Annotated in this window: 20 protein-coding genes and 1 tRNA gene; 14 read left to right on the top strand and 7 right to left on the bottom strand. The window is 68.5% G+C overall.

Annotated features, from left to right (window positions below):
• The 5 genes from SI859A1_RS17035 to SI859A1_RS17015 all read left to right on the top strand — a co-directional run bounded on the left by SI859A1_RS17035 (window position 1) and on the right by SI859A1_RS17015 (window position 3,799).
• Window positions 1-1,047, top strand: coding sequence for a phosphotransferase (locus tag SI859A1_RS17035; RefSeq protein WP_009210931.1), 1,047 nt, complete (start codon window positions 1-3; stop codon window positions 1,045-1,047).
• The gene (locus SI859A1_RS17030) at window positions 1,047-1,832 is read left to right on the top strand and encodes an SDR family NAD(P)-dependent oxidoreductase (protein ID WP_009210930.1); all 786 of its coding nucleotides are present in this window, start codon (window positions 1,047-1,049) and stop codon (window positions 1,830-1,832) included. The genes SI859A1_RS17035 and SI859A1_RS17030 overlap by 1 nt, the downstream gene beginning before the upstream one ends.
• An 83-nt stretch (window positions 1,833-1,915) precedes the next feature.
• Window positions 1,916-2,473 (top strand): thioredoxin family protein, encoded by a 558-nt coding sequence (locus tag SI859A1_RS17025; protein WP_009210929.1) that lies wholly within the window; start codon window positions 1,916-1,918, stop codon window positions 2,471-2,473.
• A complete protein-coding gene (gph, locus tag SI859A1_RS17020) occupies window positions 2,473-3,159 on the top strand; it encodes a phosphoglycolate phosphatase (RefSeq protein WP_009210928.1) in 687 nt (228 codons plus the stop codon). Before SI859A1_RS17025 ends, gph begins: the two co-directional genes overlap by 1 nt.
• A 280-nt stretch (window positions 3,160-3,439) precedes the next feature.
• On the top strand, window positions 3,440-3,799 hold the full coding sequence (locus tag SI859A1_RS17015) for a DUF2934 domain-containing protein (protein ID WP_040325950.1): 360 nt from the start codon (window positions 3,440-3,442) through the stop codon (window positions 3,797-3,799).
• A 139-nt stretch (window positions 3,800-3,938) separates the two neighbouring features.
• On the opposite strand, the gene SI859A1_RS20475 is transcribed toward SI859A1_RS17015, so the two are convergent.
• The 3 genes from SI859A1_RS20475 to SI859A1_RS17000 all read right to left on the bottom strand — a co-directional run bounded on the left by SI859A1_RS20475 (window position 3,939) and on the right by SI859A1_RS17000 (window position 6,511).
• Complete coding sequence (locus SI859A1_RS20475; protein WP_148233882.1) at window positions 3,939-5,363, bottom strand: GGDEF domain-containing protein; 1,425 nt, start codon at window positions 5,361-5,363, stop codon at window positions 3,939-3,941.
• A tRNA-Thr gene (locus SI859A1_RS17005) sits at window positions 5,338-5,413 on the bottom strand. The genes SI859A1_RS20475 and SI859A1_RS17005 overlap by 26 nt, the downstream gene beginning before the upstream one ends.
• Window positions 5,414-5,554: 141 nt before the next feature.
• Window positions 5,555-6,511 (bottom strand): NAD(P)H-dependent flavin oxidoreductase, encoded by a 957-nt coding sequence (locus tag SI859A1_RS17000; RefSeq protein ID WP_040326697.1) that lies wholly within the window; start codon window positions 6,509-6,511, stop codon window positions 5,555-5,557.
• A 195-nt stretch (window positions 6,512-6,706) separates the two neighbouring features.
• Between SI859A1_RS17000 and SI859A1_RS16995 the strand changes: the two genes are divergently transcribed.
• The 3 genes from SI859A1_RS16995 (at window position 6,707) to SI859A1_RS16985 (ending at window position 9,671) form a co-directional block, all read left to right on the top strand.
• The gene (locus tag SI859A1_RS16995; RefSeq protein WP_040325949.1) at window positions 6,707-7,510 is read left to right on the top strand and encodes an exonuclease domain-containing protein; all 804 of its coding nucleotides are present in this window, start codon (window positions 6,707-6,709) and stop codon (window positions 7,508-7,510) included.
• Between the two features lie 100 nt (window positions 7,511-7,610).
• A complete protein-coding gene (locus tag SI859A1_RS16990; RefSeq protein WP_009210923.1) occupies window positions 7,611-9,287 on the top strand; it encodes a cisplatin damage response ATP-dependent DNA ligase in 1,677 nt (558 codons plus the stop codon).
• A 114-nt stretch (window positions 9,288-9,401) separates the two neighbouring features.
• Window positions 9,402-9,671 (top strand): DUF6460 domain-containing protein, encoded by a 270-nt coding sequence (locus tag SI859A1_RS16985; protein WP_040325948.1) that lies wholly within the window; start codon window positions 9,402-9,404, stop codon window positions 9,669-9,671.
• Window positions 9,672-9,691: 20 nt separating this feature from the next.
• Here the strand turns inward: SI859A1_RS16985 and SI859A1_RS16980 are convergent, their stop codons facing one another.
• Window positions 9,692-10,594: a histone deacetylase family protein gene (locus tag SI859A1_RS16980; protein WP_009210922.1), complete on the bottom strand. Its 903-nt coding sequence runs from the start codon at window positions 10,592-10,594 to the stop codon at window positions 9,692-9,694.
• Window positions 10,595-10,690: 96 nt separating this feature from the next.
• Between SI859A1_RS16980 and SI859A1_RS16975 the strand changes: the two genes are divergently transcribed.
• The 3 genes from SI859A1_RS16975 (at window position 10,691) to SI859A1_RS16965 (ending at window position 13,798) form a co-directional block, all read left to right on the top strand.
• Complete coding sequence (locus SI859A1_RS16975) at window positions 10,691-12,106, top strand: MATE family efflux transporter (RefSeq protein ID WP_050767732.1); 1,416 nt, start codon at window positions 10,691-10,693, stop codon at window positions 12,104-12,106.
• A gap of 130 nt (window positions 12,107-12,236) precedes the next feature.
• Window positions 12,237-13,358 carry a PAS domain-containing protein gene (locus tag SI859A1_RS16970; protein WP_040325947.1) on the top strand — a complete coding sequence of 374 codons (1,122 nt, stop codon included), beginning with the start codon at window positions 12,237-12,239 and terminating at the stop codon, window positions 13,356-13,358.
• Complete coding sequence (locus SI859A1_RS16965) at window positions 13,355-13,798, top strand: response regulator (RefSeq protein WP_040325946.1); 444 nt, start codon at window positions 13,355-13,357, stop codon at window positions 13,796-13,798. The genes SI859A1_RS16970 and SI859A1_RS16965 overlap by 4 nt, the downstream gene beginning before the upstream one ends.
• Before the next feature lie 41 nt (window positions 13,799-13,839).
• On the opposite strand, the gene SI859A1_RS16960 is transcribed toward SI859A1_RS16965, so the two are convergent.
• Entirely contained in the window at window positions 13,840-14,937 is a 1,098-nt protein-coding gene (locus SI859A1_RS16960) for a quinone-dependent dihydroorotate dehydrogenase (RefSeq protein ID WP_009210919.1), read from the bottom strand.
• A complete protein-coding gene (locus tag SI859A1_RS16955; protein ID WP_009210918.1) occupies window positions 14,934-15,281 on the bottom strand; it encodes a DUF952 domain-containing protein in 348 nt (115 codons plus the stop codon). Before SI859A1_RS16955 ends, SI859A1_RS16960 begins: the two co-directional genes overlap by 4 nt.
• 142 nt (window positions 15,282-15,423) lie before the next feature.
• Between SI859A1_RS16955 and SI859A1_RS16950 the strand changes: the two genes are divergently transcribed.
• Entirely contained in the window at window positions 15,424-15,879 is a 456-nt protein-coding gene (locus SI859A1_RS16950; RefSeq protein WP_040325945.1) for a hypothetical protein, read from the top strand.
• Between the two features lie 28 nt (window positions 15,880-15,907).
• Here SI859A1_RS16950 and SI859A1_RS16945 read toward each other — a convergent pair whose 3' ends face one another.
• Window positions 15,908-16,888 carry an alpha/beta hydrolase gene (locus tag SI859A1_RS16945; RefSeq protein ID WP_009210916.1) on the bottom strand — a complete coding sequence of 327 codons (981 nt, stop codon included), beginning with the start codon at window positions 16,886-16,888 and terminating at the stop codon, window positions 15,908-15,910.
• Between the two features lie 109 nt (window positions 16,889-16,997).
• Here SI859A1_RS16945 and SI859A1_RS16940 point away from each other — a divergent pair, with 109 nt between their 5' ends.
• Together SI859A1_RS16940 and SI859A1_RS16935 are read left to right on the top strand one after the other, a co-directional pair.
• On the top strand, window positions 16,998-17,420 hold the full coding sequence (locus tag SI859A1_RS16940) for a secondary thiamine-phosphate synthase enzyme YjbQ (RefSeq protein WP_009210915.1): 423 nt from the start codon (window positions 16,998-17,000) through the stop codon (window positions 17,418-17,420).
• Between the two features lie 115 nt (window positions 17,421-17,535).
• A complete protein-coding gene (locus tag SI859A1_RS16935; RefSeq protein ID WP_040325944.1) occupies window positions 17,536-18,192 on the top strand; it encodes a response regulator in 657 nt (218 codons plus the stop codon).
• Window positions 18,193-18,212 lie beyond the last annotated feature (20 nt).

The raw sequence follows: 18,212 nt of genomic DNA, 5'->3' as shown, positions 1-18,212 counted from the left end.
ATGACGACTGACGGCGACGACCGGACGATCGACGAAGCGGCGCTCGGCCAGTATCTGGAAGAGCATGTGGAGGGCTTCCACGGGCTCGAACGGATGGTCAAGTTCCAGGCGGGGCAGTCGAACCCCACCTGGAGGCTCGACGCCGAGAGCGGCACCTATGTCCTGCGCGCCAAGCCGCCGGGCGAATTGCTGAAATCCGCCCATCAGGTGGACCGCGAGTTCCGCGTCATGCAGGCGCTCGCCGGCAGCAACGTGCCGGTGCCGCGCATGCTGCATCTGGCGACGCAGAGCCAGTCGCCGCTCGGCCGGACCTTCTTCGTCATGGAGCATTGCGACGGCCGCATCTTCTGGGACCCGGCCCTGCCGGAAATCGCCACCCCCGAGGAACGCGGGGCGATCTACGACGCCATGAATGCCGCGCTGGCGGCGCTGCATTCGGTGGATGTGGATTCGGTGGGTCTCGCCGATTTCGGCCGGCCGGGAAGCTATTTCGAGCGCCAGCTCTCGCGCTGGACCGAGCAGTACCGGCAGTCGAAAATCGACCCGATCCCGGCGATGGACGAGCTGATCGCCTGGCTGGAGAAGAACCTGCCGCCCGATGACGGCGCGTCCGGCCTCGTCCATGGCGATTTCCGTCTCGACAACATGATCTTCGCCAAGAATGAGCCGACGATCCTGGCGGTTCTCGACTGGGAATTGTCGACCCTCGGCCACCCGCTGGCCGATCTGTCCTACCAGTGCATGCAGTGGCGCCTGCCCAATGCCGGCTCCTTCAAGGGGCTGGGCGACCTCGACCGGACCGCCCTCGGCATTCCGACCGAGGAGCAGTATGTGGCGCGCTATTGCGAGCGGCGCGGCATCGACGGCATCGACCACTGGCCGTTCTATGTCGCCTTCTCCTTCTTCCGGCTCGCGGCGATCCTGCAGGGCGTCTTCAAGCGCTACACCCAGGGCAATGCCTCCAATCCGGAGAAGGCCAAGGTCTATGGCCGCAACGTGCCGGTCCTGGCGCAGCTCGCAATCGACCTGATCGAGAAGGAAGCCTGATGGCGCGCTTTGCGGGCAGGGCGGTTCTCGTTTCGGGAGCGGCCGGCGGTTTCGGCCGCTCGATCGCCACGGCGCTCGCCGCCGAAGGGGCGCGGCTGGTCCTCACCGATCGGGACGAAGGCTCGCTCGAAGCCCTCGCCGCCGAACTCACCGGCACGGACATCGCGACGCTGGCCGGCGACGTCTCGCGCGAGGCGACGGCATCGGCGCTCGTGGATCTGGCGACCGAGCGTTTCTGCGGCCTCGACATCGCCATCAACAATGCCGGCATCGCCCATGAATACAGGCGGCTGCAGGAGATCAGCGCCGAAGAGGCCGAGCGGGTGATCGCCGTCGATTTGATGGGGGTGTTCTTCGCCATGAAGCACCAGATCGCGGCGATGAATGCGCGCTTTGCCCGCGACGGCACCAAGGCTGCGATCGTCAACGTCGCCTCGGTGGCGGGGCTCGGCGGGGCGCCGCTTCTGTCGGTCTATGCCGCCGCAAAGCACGGCGTGATCGGCCTGACGAAATCCGCCGCCGCCGAAAACGCCAGCCGCGGCCTGCGCATCAACGCCGTCTGCCCGTCCTTTGCCCGCACTGCCATGGTGCTGGGTGCGCCGGGATCGCTGGCCGGTGCGACGGAGCCGAGCGAGGCCGAGCAGAAGATCGTCCGCGGCATTCCGATGCGCCGGCTCGCCGAGATCGACGAGGTGGTGACGGCGGTGCTGTTTGCGGCCGACCCGGCCAATGGCTTCATGACCGGCGCGGCCATTCCCGTCGATGGCGGCCTGACGGCGATCTGAACCGCCGGCCGGTGGTCCGACTCGATTTTCCGGCGCGTTTCCCCTAGGTCTCGGGCGGGCGCCCGAAGCGAGAAGGACGAACCATGGCCGCACAGCCATCGATCTGCGACTTCGGCTGGAAGGCGATCGACGCCGAACTCATCGGCGTCGACGGCAAGCAGCATCGCATCTTCGACCACAAGCGCGAGAACGGCCTGCTGGTCGCCTTCATCTGCAATCACTGCCCCTATGTGAAGGCGATGATCGAGCGGCTGGTGCGCGACGCGGCCGAACTGGCGGAGCTGGGCATCGGCACGGTGGCGATCTCCTCCAACGATGCCGAGCGCTTCCCCGACGATTCCTTCGAGCGGATGCAGGATTTCGCCCGCCAGCACGATTTCCCGTTCCCGTATCTCTACGACGAGGACCAGAGCGTCGCCCGGGCCTATGGCGCGGTCTGCACGCCGGATTTCTTCGGCTTCAACGGCGATCTCGGCTTGCAATATCGCGGCCGCATCGATGCCTCGCGCAAGGTCGTCGCGCCCGAGGGCACGGCGCGCGATCTCTTCGACGCCATGCGCCAGGTCGCCGAGACCGGCAAGGGCCCGGCCGAGCAGATCCCCTCCATCGGCTGTTCGATCAAATGGAAGGAAACCGTCTGATGGCCGGACGCTGGCCGCAGGCGGTCCTCTTCGATCTCGACGGCACCCTCGTCGATTCTGCCCCCGACATCCACGCCGCGCTGAACGAGACGCTGGCAAGCTATGGCGAGCCGCCCTTCACGCTGGAGGCGGTGACCCGCATGGTCGGCCGCGGCGTGCCGGTGCTCATCGAGCGCGCCTGGGAGGGACTCGGCAAGAGCATCGACCCGGCCGAGCGCGAACGCGTGGTCGCGCGCTTCCTGGCGATCTACGAGCCGCGTGCCACCGAGTTGACGACGCTGACCGCCGGCGCCAGCGAGGCGACCCGCGCCCTGGTCGACGCCGGCACCCCGATCGGTGTCGTCACGAACAAGCCCGAAGCCGCGACGCGCGAGATCCTCAGCCATTTCGGCCTGTCGGAACTGATGCAGGTGGTGGTCGGCGGCGATGCCGGCCCGGCGAAGAAGCCGGAGCCGGGCCTGTTGCTTTTGGCCTGCGAGCGCCTGGGCCTCGCCGTCGGCCAGGTCGTCTTTGTCGGCGACAGCGAGAACGACGTGGCCGCCGCGAAGGCCGCCGGCATGGCGGTCGTGGTCCTGCGGGGCGGTTATACGAGCATCGCCGCCGACGCTCTCGGCGCGGATGCGGTCGTGGATCGCCTCGACGCGCTCGGCGACGTCGTTTCGACCCTGCGGCCAGCCTCGGCCTGACGCCGCTCTCCCCTGGAAACGGGGTGGACGATGCACGCCTGGCCGCGCAAGGTTTCTGGGCGGCCAGGCTTCCCGGCGACATGTGCGGCCCTATGTCGGTCATGTCGGTGGCCGCGCGTCGAACCCTTTGCGGGTCCGGCGGCCGGGACGTCTCGACAGATGTTGCAGGTTCCGCGTCGCAGGTCGGATGAATGTGCGGCTAACGTCATTTCCCTGTCGCAGTCTCCTGCTTCGCTGAATGCGAATCCTAGTTCCGTTTCAAAATGTTTGGAGACGAGACATGGTCAGGATCGACGACGCGGAGGCCGTGCGCAGGCTGGCCTATGAAATCTGGGAACGCGAGGGCCGGCCGACCGGGCGCGAGCATGAACACTGGGCCGAGGCCAACCTGATCATGGCCGCGCGCAACCCGGTGACAGCGGCGGAGCCGGTGGACGAACCCCGCTGGAACCGCATCGAGGCCGAGCGCGCCGAAGCCGACGCCCTGCGCCGCGCGCTGTGGACGCCGGAACCCTTCTCCACCGAATTGTTCGGTCAGCGGATGGCCAGTCCCAAGCCCCGCAGCTGGTCGCGCCGCGCCCAGCCGTCCCCGGTGCCGGTGGTCGAGGGTCGGCCGGCCGGCGGCGGTGCGCGGGGATGATCGCGCCGCGTGGGCGATAGCCTGCGTTGCGCTTGGAAAGGCCTGTGGCGGTCTTTCCGGCAGGCCATGAGATGGGCGCGGCCCGCGATTGCACGACCGCCCGCTCTCTCGAACGCGGGTCTGCGTGAGCGGGGGCCCGTCAGGCCGTCGCGACCGCCTGCGGTCCGGCCACGATCGCATCGGTCGGCAAGCTCTGCGGCATGCTGCGCGAGCCCTCGCGATGCGCGCGAAAACCGCCGCCGTCCCGCTTGACCGCGTAGGAGGTCGCATCGGCGTCGCGAAGCAGCGCGTCGAGGGAGGCGGTGTCAGACGATGCGATACTGTAGCCGAGGCTGAGGCCCACCCGGATCGTCTGCCCGCCGTCGATCCGATAAGCTTCGCTCAGGCCGGCGTGAATGCGCTGGGCGAGCGCGTCCGGGGCTGCCGGATCCTTGAGGCCGGGCTGGACGACCACGAACTCGTCGCCGCCGATGCGGGCGACGATGTCCCCCTGTCCGACGATCCGACGCAGGCGGCCGGCCACCTCCTGCAGGAGCCGGTCCCCGGTGGCATGCCCGAAGGCGTCGTTCACCGCCTTGAAGCCATCGAGATCGAAGACGTGAACGGCGACCCGGCTGCGATCCTCCCGGGGCAGGGCGTCGTACGCTTCGCGCAGCCCGAGACGGTTGGAGAGTTCGGTCAGCGGATCGCGCCGTGCCAGCGTTGCCATCTGCAGGCGCATGGTGATCAGGCGGCAGGCACTGCGGTGGAGATGCGCGATGGTTTCAAGCGCGCTGATCAGGAACATCAGGAACACGGCGCCGGTGAGAAGCCGGGCATCCTCGATGTGGAACGCCGCCGAGGCGATCGCCGGGGCCGCCGTCAGGAGCACCGCCCCCGTTGCGATCTTCGGACGCACCGAGATCCGGGTTGCGACGCCGGCGCAGTAGCCGAACACCAGCGCCGTCGCAACGACATGCAGCGACAGGTCGGGCAGGGAGAACAGCAACGCGCCCAGCGCGCCCATCGGCGCGGCCATGCACCACGTCGTGATCGCGTGTCCGGCTTCGAATTTTCGGATGTCACAGAGCGTGGGCTCACGCCGGGCGATGATCCGTCGATGGAACAGGATGAACAGCGCCTTGCCGATCGAGGCCACGACCCCGAAGACCGTGATGGCGAGCGCCCCGACGGCGCCAGTTTCGAGATAGGCGTAGAAGCCGATGCTGAAGAATGTCGCGCCGATCGCGGCGATGGGCAGAAGATTGTCGGCCAGCGCCGCGACCAGAGCTTTATAGACCTCGACGGGCTCGGTGTGACGCAGCATCAGCCATTCTGATCGTTGTGACGATGACAGTTCGATATCACAACAGTCGTTTACGGGATGTTGCGGCGTGGACGCGGATTGCTGTCGCGGGACAGCGACATCAACGACATGCGCGGTGTCGCGGCGCGGCGTGCCGCGTGGTAGCGCCGAGGCGCTGATGCCGGACAGCCGCTTGCTGCCCCGCGACAAGCATCGGCAGCATATCAGGCATCGTAGATTTGAAGGGAAGAAATGGTGCCGCTTGCGTGACTCGAACACGCGACCCCGTCATTACGAATGACGTGCTCTACCAACTGAGCTAAAGCGGCACGGTCCGGATCGGATCGAAATCCGCGGACGGCGCCCTGATAGCGGGAAACGCGGTCGGGTTCAAGCGGGAAAGCGACATGGGACGGCGGCGCGGCACGATTGTGCGATGCGCCACCCGCCGGTGGGTTTTGGACAGCGTTTCAGCCGCAGATGCGGCGCCTGGCGGCCTCGTATTCGGTGGCGAGGCGATCGACCAGGTCGCTGGCCGGACCGACCGAGCGCACCGCGCCGATGCCCTGGCCCGAGCCCCAGATCTCCTTCCAGGCCTTGGGCTTGGCGCTGCCGCCGAAATCCATCTGGCTGGGATCGCTTCCGGGCAGGGCGTCCGGGTCGAGGCCGGCGGCCACGATGGATTCGCGCAGGTAGTTGCCGTGGATGCCCGTGAAGAGGTCGGTATAGACGATGTCGCTCGCCCGGCCACGGGCGATACCCTGCTTGTAGTCCTCGGCCGCCCGCGCCTCGTCGGTGGCGATGAAGGCCGAGCCGATATAGCCACCATCGGCGCCCATGGCTTGCGCGGCCAGCACCGCGTCGCCGGTGGCGATCGCGCCAGACAGGAACACCGGGCCGTCGAACCATTGGCGGATTTCCTGGATCAGCGCGAAGGGCGACAGGGTGCCGGCATGGCCGCCGGCACCGGCCGCCACCGCGATCAGGCCGTCGGCGCCCTTCTCGATCGCCTTGCGGGCGAAGCGGTCGTCGATGACGTCGTGCAGCACAATGCCGCCATAGGAATGCACCGCCTCGTTCACCTCGGGCCGCGCGCCCAGCGAGGTGATGACGATCGGCACCTTGTGCTCGACGCAGACGGCGAGATCCTCCTCCAGCCGCGTGTTGGAGCGGTGGACGATCTGGTTGACGGCGAAGGGCGCGGCCGGCCGCTCGGGATGCGCGCGGTCGTGGGCGGCCAGCGCCTCCTCGATCTCGCAGAGCCATTCGTCGAGCTGGGCCGCCGGCCGGGCGTTCAGCGCCGGAAAGGCGCCGACGATGCCGGCTTTGGCCTGGGCGATGACCAGCGCCGGATGCGAGATGATGAACAGCGGCGCGGCGATGACCGGCAGCCGCAGGCGACCTTCGAGAAGCGTGGGGAGGGCCAGGATCACACCTATGATTTTGACGTAAACGTAAGAGCGAGAGGTCGTAGCAGATCGCTCGCGGCCTGCAAAGATCGGGCGGTTCGCCATGGCCCGGCGCGTGTTCGGCTACGCCATCCTCCGGGCAGGGCACCGCTTAGACGGACAGGCGGTCGCACCACCTTGCGCGCCGGCCCGCGACGACCGATCTTGGCGGCGATGTCCGACCTGTTCCCGCCCGTGCCGACCACGCCCTCGCTTTTCGCTGAGCCCGGGCCGACGATTGTCCGCGTCATCGACGTGGAGACGGCGGGCCACCGGCTGGAAGATGACGCGGTCATCGAGATCGGCTCGATCGACGTGGATCTGGCGACCGGGGTGATCGGCAACCCGCTGCAGACCTTGTGCGATCCCGCCGGCGTCGCGATCAATCCGCATGCCCGCAGGGTCCACCAGATCAGCGACGCCATGCTGGACGGCGCGCCGCCATTCGCCGAGGCGGTCCGGCCCTTCGCGTCGGCCGGGCTCTATGCCGCCCAGCGTGCCAGCTTCGATCGCTCGCGCCTGCGGCTGACCGGACGCTGGCTGTGCACCTACAAGCTGGCGCTGCGGGCGTTTCCGCAGGTGCGGGCGCATGGCCTGCAGAGCCTGGTCAAATATGTGCCGCTCGACTTGTCCGAGGTGCGGCCGATGCTGGAGGGGCTGCATCCGCACCGCGCGCTCTACGACGCGGTCTGCACGGCGGTGCTTTTGCGGACCATCGCGGCGACGCTGATGCCGCGCTGCCACGATGTCGACGATTTTCTGGAGCGGGCCGAGCGGGTCTCGCACGAACCGGCGCTGCTGGCGCGGCTGCGCTTCGGCCGCCACAAGGGCGTCGCTTTGGCCGAGGTGCCGGACGCCTATCTGGAATGGCTGCTGCGCGAGCCGGGCATGGAGGCCGACGCCGTCTTCACCGCCCGCCACCATCTGCGGCTGCGCAGCGTGCGCGGTGCCCGCAAGATGCCGGCGACCGCCGTTTGAGCCAGTTGGAGGTGGCGTGCGCTGCCTTGGGGACGATGCGACCCGGCGGCCGCGCCCTATGTGCCCCGCCATCGCCGATCCGCAGCCGTTCCGGGACTCCATGAAGCGCTTTGCCGAACTCCTCGACCGCCTGGTCCTGACCCCGTCGCGCAACGGCAAGCTGCGCCTGATGGTGGATTTCTTCCGCCAGGTGCCCGATCCCGAGCGCGGCTATGCGCTGGCGGCGATCACCGGCGATCTCGACGTGCGCAGCGTCAAGCCGGCCATGCTGCGCGAATTGATGGCGAGCCGCATGGACGCGGTGCTGTTCGGCTATTCCTACGATTATGTCGGCGATCTGGCCGAAACCATCGCCCTGGTCTGGCCGTCGCCGCTGGATGGCGCTGCCCGTCCGGCCGATCCGCCGACGCTGGCGGAAGTGGTGGAGACGCTGGACGCCGCGACCCGCAAGGACGGCCCGGCGCTCGTCGAGGCCTGGCTCGACCGGCTGGATTCCTCGGGCCGCTACGCGCTGTTGAAGCTCGTCACCGGCGCCATGCGCATCGGCGTCTCCTCGCGCCTCGCCAAGCAGGCGCTGGCCGAGTTCGGCGACCGGCCGGTGGCCGAGATCGAGGAGCTCTGGCACGGGCTGGAACTGCCCTATGAGAGCCTGTTCGCCTGGCTGGAAGGGCGCGACGACAAGCCGGTCTCGGCGGCGGCCTCGCCGTTCCGCCCGGTGATGCTGTCGCAGGCGCTGGAGGAGCCGGATTACGGCCGCATCGATCCCGAGACCTATGCAGCGGAGTGGAAATGGGACGGCATCCGCGTCCAGGCGACGGCGGAGAACGGCACGCGGCGGCTGTATTCGCGCACCGGCGACGACATCTCCAACGCCTTTCCCGACCTTCTCGACTTCATGACCTATGAGGGCGCGCTCGACGGCGAGTTGCTGGTCGCCACGCCGCAATCCCAGAGTGGCGGCAAGCCGAAGGTGGAGGCGCATGAGGGGGCGCCGCGCGACGACATCGTCGTCGGCACCTTCTCCGACCTGCAGCAGCGCCTGAACCGCAAGACGGTCTCGGCCGCCGTCCTGAAGCGCTATCCGGTGTTCCTGCGGACCTACGATCTGTTGCAGGACGGCGACGAGGATCTGCGGGCGCTGCCCTTCGCCGAGCGCCGCAAGCGGCTGGACCGCTTCGTCGCCGGCCTTGAGCCGACCCGCTTCGACGTCTCGCCCTTCCTCGACTTTTCCGATTTCGACGAACTCGCTCGCCTGCGTGCCGGTCCGCCCCATCCGGTGATCGAGGGCGTGATGCTGAAGCGCTGGGACTCGACCTATGTGCCGGGGCGGCCGAAGGGGCCATGGTTCAAGTGGAAGCAGGACCCGCATCTGGTCGACGCGGTGCTGATGTATGCCCAGCGCGGCCACGGCAAACGGTCGAGCTTCTATTCCGACTACACGTTCGGCGTCTGGACCGGGCCAATGGACGATCCCGAACTGGTGCCGGTGGGCAAGGCCTATTTCGGCTTCACCGACGAGGAGCTGAAGCAGCTCGACAAATATGTCCGCGACAACACGATCGAGCGCTTCGGCCCGGTGCGTTCGGTGCGGGCCGAGCCCGATCACGGCCTCGTCCTGGAAGTCGCCTTCGAGGGGCTGGCCCGCTCGAGCCGCCACAAGAGCGGCGTCGCCATGCGCTTTCCGCGCGTCTCGCGGCTGCGATGGGACAAGCCGGCCTTCGAGGCGGACCGGCTGGAAACCCTGCAGGCGATGCTGCCCGAGCCGATGCCGGAATAGGGCGCAGCGGGGTCGCCGGGACCGGGCTGCACGCCGGCTGACCGGTTCTGCGGGCTTGTGCGGGGGGGCGCGACCGCCTACCTGCCGGGCAGGGACGCAGCGGAGCGGTGCAACATGTCGGAACGGGTGAACAGGTTTCTCGGTGGCTCGCCGCTCGGCGTGATCATGCGGCTGATCCTGCTGTCGATCGTCGTCGGCGTGATCCTGTCCTGGCTGTCCTGGAGCCCCGCCGACGTGATCGACTGGTTCGTCGGCCTGTTCGACTGGCTCTGGTACAACATCTTTGGCTCGCTCGACCGGGCGCTGGACTACTTCCTGCTCGGCGCGGCCATCGTCATCCCGATCTTCATCATCTCGCGGCTGCTGACGATGGGCCGCCGCTAGGGGCGCCACGCAGGGCAGGCTCAGGCGAACTCCCAGGCCACCCGGTGCAGGATCGAATGGCGGTGGGCGAGGGCGTCGATGTCGCGGGAATAGCCGCCGCCGATGACGCAGGCGACGGGGATGCCGACGTCGCGGCAGGTCCCGATCACCGTGCGGTCGCGCTCGGCAAGGCCGGCATCGCTCAGCGCCAGACGGCCGAGCCGGTCGTCTTCGTGCGGGTCGACCCCGGCATTGTAGAAGACGATGTCGGGGAGCGAGCGGCGGAGACCTTCGGCCAGCGCCGGCACGAGGGCGTCGAGATAGTCGGCGTCGCCGGTGCCGTCCGCCAGCGGCACGTCGAGATCGGACTGCGCCTTGCGCACCGGATAGTTCCTGGCGCCGTGCAGCGACAGGGTGAAGACCCGCCGCTCGTTCTCGAAGATGCGGGCCGTGCCGTCACCCTGGTGGACGTCGCAATCGACGATCAGGACGCGGCCGGCATCGCCGTCGGCCAGGAGGAGCGACGCGGCCACCGCCACGTCGTTGAACACCGAGAAGCCGGCGCCGCAGTCCCGCGCCGCATGATGGCTGCCGCCGGCCGTGTTGCAGGCGAGCCCCTCGACGAGCGCCAGATGGGCGGTCAGCACCGTGCCGCCGGTGGCACAGCGCGAGCGCAGCGCCACCTTCTCGTCCACCCGGAAGCCGATCGCCTTCTCCATCTGCGGCGGCACTGCCGAAAACAGCACCTGGTCGACATAGAGCGGGTCATGGGCCAGCCGCAGCCAGTTCTGCGGAGCCGGGGCCGGTTCGTGGTAGCCGCCGGGCGCGACGAGCCCGTCCTCGACGAGGATTTCGGCGAGCCGCGAGAATTTCGACATCGGAAACCGGTGCGCGGCATCGAAATCCGCGTCGAAGGCGGGATGGTGGATGATCGGAAGAGGCATTCGGCGACAAGCTAGGGCGGCCTCGCCGGGATTCACCGCGGCAAGGTTTCGCTTGCGTGCCTGCGATGCCGGTGCAACCTGCCGCCTATGCACGAGATGATCGATCAGGACGACAGGCGCGGCGGCGGTACGGAGCCGGGTGGGCAGACGCTGCGCTCGCGCCCCTTCGCGGTCACCCATCGCGATGTCTGGAAGATCACCCTGCCGATGACGCTGGCCTTCCTGACGACCCCGCTGATCGGGCTGACCGATACGGCGGTGGTCGGGCGGATCGGCGATGCAACGGCGCTCGGAGGCCTTGCGGTCGGTGCGCTGATCTTCGATTTCGCCTTCGCAACGTTCAATTTCCTGCGCTCCGGCACGACCGGGCTGACGGCGCAGGCGGCGGGCGAGGAGAACGGCCGCGAGGTGCAGGCGGTGTTCTGGCGCTCGGTCGTGCTGTCGCTGCTGATCGGTGCCGGGCTGATCGCCGCCGAGCCGCTGATCACCGGGCTCGGCCGTCTGGCCATCGCGCCGGGGCGGGGGGTCGTTGCCGCGACCGGGCTCTACGTCTTCGTGCGGATGTTCTCGGCGCCCTTCGCCTTTCTCAACTACGCCATTCTCGGCCATGTGCTGGGCTGCGGCCGGGGCGGCCTGGGGCTCGCGCTGCAATTCGTCGTCAACGGCAGCAACATCGCCCTGTCGATCCTGTTCGGCCTGGTGATGGAATACGGCATTGCCGGCGTCGCCGTCGGCACGGTCTGCGGCGAGGCGATCGGCGCCCTTGTCGGTTTCCTCGTCGTCTTGCAGCGTTTCGACGCCGCCGACCGGCCATCTCGTTCGCGGGTCTTCGAGCGGGCCGGCTTCGTGCGGATGATCGCGGTCAATCGCGACATCATGATCCGCTCCTTCTGTCTGCTCGGCGCCTTCATGCTGTTCGCGCGGCTCGGGGCCCAGTTCGGCACGCTGGTGCTGGCGGCCAATGGCATCCTGATGAACTTCTTCGCGGTCGGCAGCTATTTTCTCGACGGCATGGCGACGGCCACCGAGCAACTGGTCGGACGCTCGGTCGGGGCGCGCTACAGGCCGGCCTTCGACCGCGCCGTCCGCCTCACCATCTTGTGGGGCATGGCCGTGTCGCTGGTGGTCTCGGCGGTGTTCCTCTTCGCCGGCGAGGCGTTGATCGCCGCCCTGACGACGGACCCGGCGGTGCGGCAGATGGCCACGGACTATCTGCCGTTCGCGGCGCTGACGCCGGTTGCCGGCGCGCTGGCCTTCATCATGGACGGTGTGTTCATCGGCGCCACCTGGTCGCAGACTATGCGCAACATGATGATCGCCGCCTTCCTCGCCTTCGCGGCCGCCGCCTACGCGCTGACGCCGATCTACGGCAATACGGGCCTGTGGCTGGCGCTCCTCGCCTTTCTCGGCTTTCGCGGCTTCAGCCTGCTCGCCCTGGTGCCGCGGCGGCGGGCCGAGACCTTCGCCGCGCGATCATGGCGCGGCCGACGCGAAAACGTTGCTGTGCGGTAGCATTGTCCACAGACAAGACGAAAGTCCGACGGAACGGAAACCGCGACTTGCCGTTAGCTGACCATCTTTACCCATCTTCAGGTTGCGCCTCGCCGCCGACCGGACTCACGGGAACCGACGGCAGCAGCACATGAGACAGCGCGACGACTGGCATCTCACCGAGATCATCGGCCACGAGCAGGGCCGGGGCGATCCTTTCGCGGCTGCCATTCGCGGAACCCGCATGCCGATGATCATCACCGATCCCCGGCAGCCCGACAATCCGATCATCTTCGCCAACAAGGCCTTCCAGGACCTCATCGGCTACGACCGCGACGAGATCATCGGTCGCAACTGCCGGTTCTTGCAGGGGCCGGACACCGATCCCACCGAGGTGGATCGTCTGCGGCAGGCGATCGCGCGCAAGGAGCCGGTGAACGTCCAGTTGCGCAACTACCGCAAGGACGGCAGCGCCTTCTGGAATTCGCTCTATGTCAGCCCGGTGCGCGGCGAGGACGGCGACGTCCAGTTTTTCTTCGCCTCGCAGCTCGACATGACCGAGCGGGTCGAGGCCGAGCAGGCGCTGGCCCGTCAGAAAGAGGATGTCGAGGCGCAGGTGGATGCCCGCACCCGGGATCTGCAGGCGGCGCTGGAGGCCAAGACGCTGCTGCTCAACGAGGTCGATCACCGGGTCAAGAACAACCTGACCATGATCGGCTCGCTGCTGCGGCTCCAGATGCGCTCGATCCCCGATCCGAAGTTCCGCGAGACGCTGGAAACCATGCTGGAGCGCATCGACGCCCTGGCCGCCGTCCATCGCCGGCTCTACCAGGCCGATGACGTGACCCGGTTCGACGTTGGCGCCTTCGCCGACAGCCTCGCCTCCGACGTTCTGGGCGCCAGTGGTCGCGAGGACATCAGGCTGCGCAGCAGCTGCGAGCCCGTCCCGATTCCGGCGGACAAGGCGGCGCCGGTCGGCCTGATCCTCAACGAGCTGATCACCAACGCGGTCAAGCATGCCTATGCCGACGGACGGAGCGGCGAATTGCGCCTCGACGTGAGGCAGGCCGACGGCCATGCCATGATCGATCTCCGCGACGATGGTCCGGGTTTCGACGCAGCCCGGATCACCACGGGTTCGGTGGGACGCTCGCTGATCGCGCGCCTGTCGCGCCAGATCGGCGCCGAAACCGAGTGGAACGGCGCCGCGTCCGGCACCCACGTGTCCATCCGCTTCCCGCTGCACCAGCCGGACGAAGCAGGAGCTGCATGAATATGCCCGCGCTCAAGTTCCTGATCGTCGAAGACGAAGCGCTGCTCGCCATGGACATGGAAGCCATGATCGAGGATGCGGGCCACGAGGTCGCCGGCGAATGCGCGTCGCTGCGCGAGGTGCAGGCGCTGCCCCGCGATCTGGCGCCGGACGTCGCCTTCGTCGACCTGCATCTGGCCGAGCATTCGAGCGGCATCGATGTCTGCACCCATATCCGCAGCATCTGGCCCGACACGATGGTGGTCTTCGTGACCGGCAATCCGCGCAAGCTGCCGGAGGACTTTGCCGGCGGGCATGGCGTCCTGCCCAAGCCCTTCGTGCGCCATGACGTGTTCCGGATCATGCAGTATCTGCAGGAGGGGATGGCCAACCCGCCGCCGCACTGCAAGCCGCCGGCAAGCTTCCATGCCTCGCCGGGGCTGGCCTTCGCCTGGGCCTGAGCCGGCGACGGTCTCCGCACGCCGTGTGAGGCGCTCGCCGCTCAGATCACGGGCGGATTTGCCAGAACGGCATCGACGTTGCGGTCGCGCAGCTCGCGCAGGCTGTCGATCCCGGCGCGGTCGAGATAGCGCAGAATTCCTCTGAGAATCGCGCCCGGCAGTTCGGGGCCATGATAAACCAGTGCCGTGTAGAGCTGCAGCAGGTCGGCGCCCGCCTCGATCCGCCGGATCGCCTCGGCGGCACTGTCGATCCCGCCGACGCCGATCAGCGGCATGTCGGGGCCGAGCGCCTTGCGAAACCGCGCCAGCACATAGGTCGCGCGCGCCGCCAGTGGTGCTCCCGACAGGCCCCCGGCCTCGGTGGCGTCCGGCAGGCCGGTGACCCCCGCGCGCGACAGGGTCGTGTTGGAGACGATCATGCCGTCGATGCCGCGCCGCGTGACCTGGCCGGCGATCTCCTCGATCTGCTCCTCGGTCAGGTCCGGCGCCACCTTCAGGAACAGCGGCGTCTTCGCCGTGCCCGACAGGGCGGCGTAGCCGTCCCGCGCCGCCACGGCCGAGCGGAGCAGCCGGTCGAGTTCCGAGCCGCTCTGCAGCGCGCGCAGGCCCGGCGTGTTGGGCGAGGAAATGTTGATCGTCAGATAGCTGGCGACCGGGGCGAAGACGTTGATGCCCTCGACATAGTCGGCGACCCGGTCGATCGCGTCCTTGTTGGCCCCGACATTGACGCCGACGATGCCCGGCTTGCGGGCGCGGGCCGACAGCCGCGCGAAGGCTTCGGCATGGCCCTGATTGTTGAAGCCAAGGCGGTTGATGATCGCCTCTTTCGCCGTGATGCGGAACACCCGGGGCTTGGGATTGCCCTCCTGCGGCTTCGGCGTGATCGTGCCGACCTCGGCAAAGCCGAAGCCGAGCCGCAGCGCGGCGTCGGGCACCTCGGCATTCTTGTCGTAGCCGGCGGCAAGGCCGAGCGGGTTGGGAAAGCCGATGCCCGCGACCGCAACGCGCAGACGATTGTCCACCGGGGTGTCGGCGCGCGGCACGAGGCCGCTCTTCAGAGCGGCGATCGACAGGCCGTGGCTGCGCTCGGGATCGAGGCGGAAGATGGCCGGGCGTGCCAGCCGGTAGAGGCGTCTCACCTGACAGAGCCGGGGAACTGGTGATTGCCGTCGGCGCCGAGCGGCAGGTCCTCGACCCACAGCACCGCGTCCAGCGGCAGCGGACCGTAGAGATGCGGGAACAGCGCGCCACCGCGCGACGGCTCGAAGCGCAGGGCCTCGCCGAGGCGGGCCGGATCCACCGCGATCAGCAGGAGATCGTCCTGGCGGGCGAAGTGCCGGGCCGCCGTCTCGCGCGCCTGCTGGCCGGTCGAGAAATGGATGTAGCCATCCGCCTCGTCCACCGGTGCGCCGTCGAAGCGGCCCCTGGCCTTCGCGGCCTCCCACAGCGCCCGCGGCGCGATCTTGTATATCGGCTCAACCATGCTTCATCGGTTGCCAGAGGCACCGGCAAAAAGCAATCGCGCCGCATGCCATCCGCCGCCACGAGGTGGTCACGTCTCCGGTCTAGCGTCACGGGCAGGGCCGGAGCGTGCCGGCCATCCACCTAGGCAACGGGAGGCCGCCATGGCCGGATATGTGCTGACGATCCTGACCGCAACCGCACTGCTGGCGACGCCGGCGGCCGCCCAGTCGCTGCTCGACACGGCCGGCGGGCGCTACGAAATGCAGCCCGTCGATGGCGGCGTCGCGCGGCTCGACACGGTGACCGGCGACGTCGAGTTCTGCCGGGTTTCGGGCGATGCGATCGTCTGCACCGATGCCACACTCGGCGGGGGCAGCGACGCAAGCGGCAACGGCGATCTTGCCGCCCGCCTCGACGATCTCGAGGCCCGGGTGGAGGAGCTGGAAGAGGGCCGCCGGGCGCTGATCGACAGCGACGACGCCGATCGGGCCGTCGACCAGATGCAGAAGCTGTTCCGCGGCTTCGCCGACATCGTCCGGGAGCTCGACGAGGACATTCGCGGCGAGACCCCGCCGGATGACGCGGACGCCGATGCGGACATGCCCGGCCGGACCTGACGCGTAGTGAAACGGACGGGCCGGGGCGTCAGACCGGGAAGCTGACCCGGCGCCTCAGATAGGCTTCCATCGTGTCGAGGGAGCGCTGCCCGGCGGCCGTCGGAAACACTTCGAAGACGTGGCAGCCGCCATTGGTCAGCGACAGCTCCGTCTCGATCCCGCTGCCCATCCAGCGCATCGCCATGAACAGCGTGTCGTCGATCAACAGGTCGCGCGTGCCGCAGCTGAACAGGGCCGGCGGCAGGCCGGTCAGGTCGGCATGGAGCGGCGAGACCGCCGGGTCCTTGAGCGAGACGCTCTCCGGCACCAGGCGCATGACGAATTCCATGACGTCGTCGGTGTTGAGGACGAGCCGCTCCTTACCCCCGTTGCGCACGCTCGGGGTCAGCGACAGGTCGTAGCAGCCGGCGACCAGATTGGCGGCGCGGAACGGTGTCAGGCCGTATTCGTCGCGCAGCCGCAGCATCGTCAGGACGGCGAGATGCGCCCCGGCCGATTCCCCGCCGATCGCCAGGAAGCCGCGCGGCAGGTCGAGATGGCCATTGGCCAGCGCCACCGCGATGTCGGTGCAGTCGTGCAGGGCCGCCGGATGCGGAAATTCGGGCGCCAGCCGGTATTCGACCGAGGCGACGGTCAGCCCGGTATTGTCAGCCATTCGGCGCAGGCGCGGATCGGCCTCGTCGGCGGCGCCGAACACCCAGCCGCCGCCATGGATATGCAGGAAGGTGCCGCGGGTCTGGCCGTCACGCGGCCGGAACACCCGCACCGGGATCTCGCGGCCGGCGCCGCCGATATGGATGATCTCCTCGGCGTTCTTCTCGCGCGGGCCGATCGGCAGGATGCCGCGGCCGTCGCGCCGCGCCTTGCGGACCGTTTCCACCGGCAGCGACCAGGGATCGGGCAGCGCCTTTTGGTCCCTGATGATCTTCTCGTTCAGGGCGACCAGTTCGGGGTCCGCCTGCGCCGGGTCGAATGCTGCCGGGTCGATGGTCAGTCGCGTCTTGGTCATTGTCGTTTCCCTGTTTGCGCCGGAGAAGCTAGGACATGGCCTCCACAGGTGTAGGGCGCGGCGCGTGGCAAAGGCGCAGGGCCGCACGCGATGACAACGGGGCAAGCCGATGGACCAGCATATCGAAACCCTCAGCGTCGCCACGCGGGGGCGCTCGATGACCGACATCAGCGCCGCGATCGCCGAACGGCTGACCTCCGCGGGCGCCCTCGAGGGGTTGCTGACGGTGTTCATCCGCCATACCTCGGCGTCGCTGACCATCCAGGAGAACGCCGATCCCGACGTCCAGCACGACCTCCTGAACGCCCTCGACCGGCTGGCACCCGCCGATGCGCCTTATGTCCACACCATGGAGGGCCCGGACGACATGCCGGCCCACATCAAGACCGTGCTGACGGGAACCAGCGTCGCAGTGCCGGTGTCGGGCGGCCGCATGATGCTCGGCACTTGGCAGGGCATCTACGTCGTCGAGCATCGGGCGCGCCCGCATTCGCGCGAGATCGTGCTGCACTTTTCCGGTACGCTGGGCTGAGGCCGGAACCACCGCGGGTTGATCCCGCCGGGCAGCCGGGCCAAGAAGGGCCGCGACGAAGTGGGAGCGCGTCGCAGCCGGTATCCGGTTGAAAAGGCAGGGGGAGAACAGGGGCATGCGCTACGTCTTCATCGTGGCCGACGATCATCCGCTGTTTCGCGGCGCGCTGCGGGAGATCCTGACGTCGCTGCCGGACACGGCCGAGATTGTCGAGGCGGCGGATTTCGACCAGGCCGCCGCGGCGCTGGCCGCCAATCCCGAGGCGGATCTGATGCTGCTCGACCTGAATATGCCGGGAACCAGCGGCCTGTCGGGCATGGCGCTCCTGCGCGCCGATCACCCCTCGGTGCCCATCGCCATCGTCTCGGGCAGCGAGGACGCGCCGATCGTGGCGCGGGCCCTCGATCTCGGGGCCTCCGGTTTCATCCCGAAATCTTCCGGCTTTGCCGAGATCCGCGAGGCGATCCTGGCGCTTCTGGCCGGCGAGGTTTTCCTGCCGCCGGACATCTCGCTGGAATCGGAACGCGACCCGGAGGTCACCGAGCTGATCCAGCGCATCCGCACCCTGACGCCGCAGCAGACGCGGGTCTTGACCATGCTGGGGCGCGGGCTTCTCAACAAGCAGATCGCCTACGAGCTCGGCATCTCCGAAGCCACCATCAAGGCGCATGTCTCGGCGGTGCTTCTGAAGCTCGGCGTCGACAGCCGTACCCAGGCGGTGATCCGCCTGTCGCGGCTCGGCCTCGATCTGGAAAGCGGCCTCGCCGGCTGAGCCGAGCGCTGCGGACGTAT

Origin of the sequence: Aurantimonas manganoxydans SI85-9A1 (assembly GCF_000153465.1) — a bacterium.
Classification (GTDB): Bacteria; Pseudomonadota; Alphaproteobacteria; order Rhizobiales; family Rhizobiaceae; genus Aurantimonas; species Aurantimonas manganoxydans.
Note: the sequence above shows the minus strand (reverse complement) of the source record. Positions and strands in the feature narration are given on the sequence as shown.

Coding starts and splice junctions, on each gene's coding strand:
- SI859A1_RS16965 (WP_040325946.1), top strand. CDS start 13,355: ATGAATATGCCCGCGCTCAAGTTCCTGATCGTCGAAGACGAAGCGCTG.
- SI859A1_RS16995 (WP_040325949.1), top strand. CDS start 6,707: ATGTCCGACCTGTTCCCGCCCGTGCCGACCACGCCCTCGCTTTTCGCT.
- SI859A1_RS16975 (WP_050767732.1), top strand. CDS start 10,691: ATGATCGATCAGGACGACAGGCGCGGCGGCGGTACGGAGCCGGGTGGG.
- SI859A1_RS16955 (WP_009210918.1), bottom strand. CDS start 15,281: ATGGTTGAGCCGATATACAAGATCGCGCCGCGGGCGCTGTGGGAGGCC.
- SI859A1_RS16940 (WP_009210915.1), top strand. CDS start 16,998: ATGGACCAGCATATCGAAACCCTCAGCGTCGCCACGCGGGGGCGCTCG.
- SI859A1_RS16990 (WP_009210923.1), top strand. CDS start 7,611: ATGAAGCGCTTTGCCGAACTCCTCGACCGCCTGGTCCTGACCCCGTCG.
- SI859A1_RS16980 (WP_009210922.1), bottom strand. CDS start 10,594: ATGCCTCTTCCGATCATCCACCATCCCGCCTTCGACGCGGATTTCGAT.
- gph (WP_009210928.1), top strand. CDS start 2,473: ATGGCCGGACGCTGGCCGCAGGCGGTCCTCTTCGATCTCGACGGCACC.
- SI859A1_RS16950 (WP_040325945.1), top strand. CDS start 15,424: ATGGCCGGATATGTGCTGACGATCCTGACCGCAACCGCACTGCTGGCG.
- SI859A1_RS17025 (WP_009210929.1), top strand. CDS start 1,916: ATGGCCGCACAGCCATCGATCTGCGACTTCGGCTGGAAGGCGATCGAC.
- SI859A1_RS16935 (WP_040325944.1), top strand. CDS start 17,536: ATGCGCTACGTCTTCATCGTGGCCGACGATCATCCGCTGTTTCGCGGC.
- SI859A1_RS17015 (WP_040325950.1), top strand. CDS start 3,440: ATGGTCAGGATCGACGACGCGGAGGCCGTGCGCAGGCTGGCCTATGAA.
- SI859A1_RS17035 (WP_009210931.1), top strand. CDS start 1: ATGACGACTGACGGCGACGACCGGACGATCGACGAAGCGGCGCTCGGC.
- SI859A1_RS16970 (WP_040325947.1), top strand. CDS start 12,237: ATGAGACAGCGCGACGACTGGCATCTCACCGAGATCATCGGCCACGAG.
- SI859A1_RS16945 (WP_009210916.1), bottom strand. CDS start 16,888: ATGACCAAGACGCGACTGACCATCGACCCGGCAGCATTCGACCCGGCG.
- SI859A1_RS17030 (WP_009210930.1), top strand. CDS start 1,047: ATGGCGCGCTTTGCGGGCAGGGCGGTTCTCGTTTCGGGAGCGGCCGGC.
- SI859A1_RS16985 (WP_040325948.1), top strand. CDS start 9,402: ATGTCGGAACGGGTGAACAGGTTTCTCGGTGGCTCGCCGCTCGGCGTG.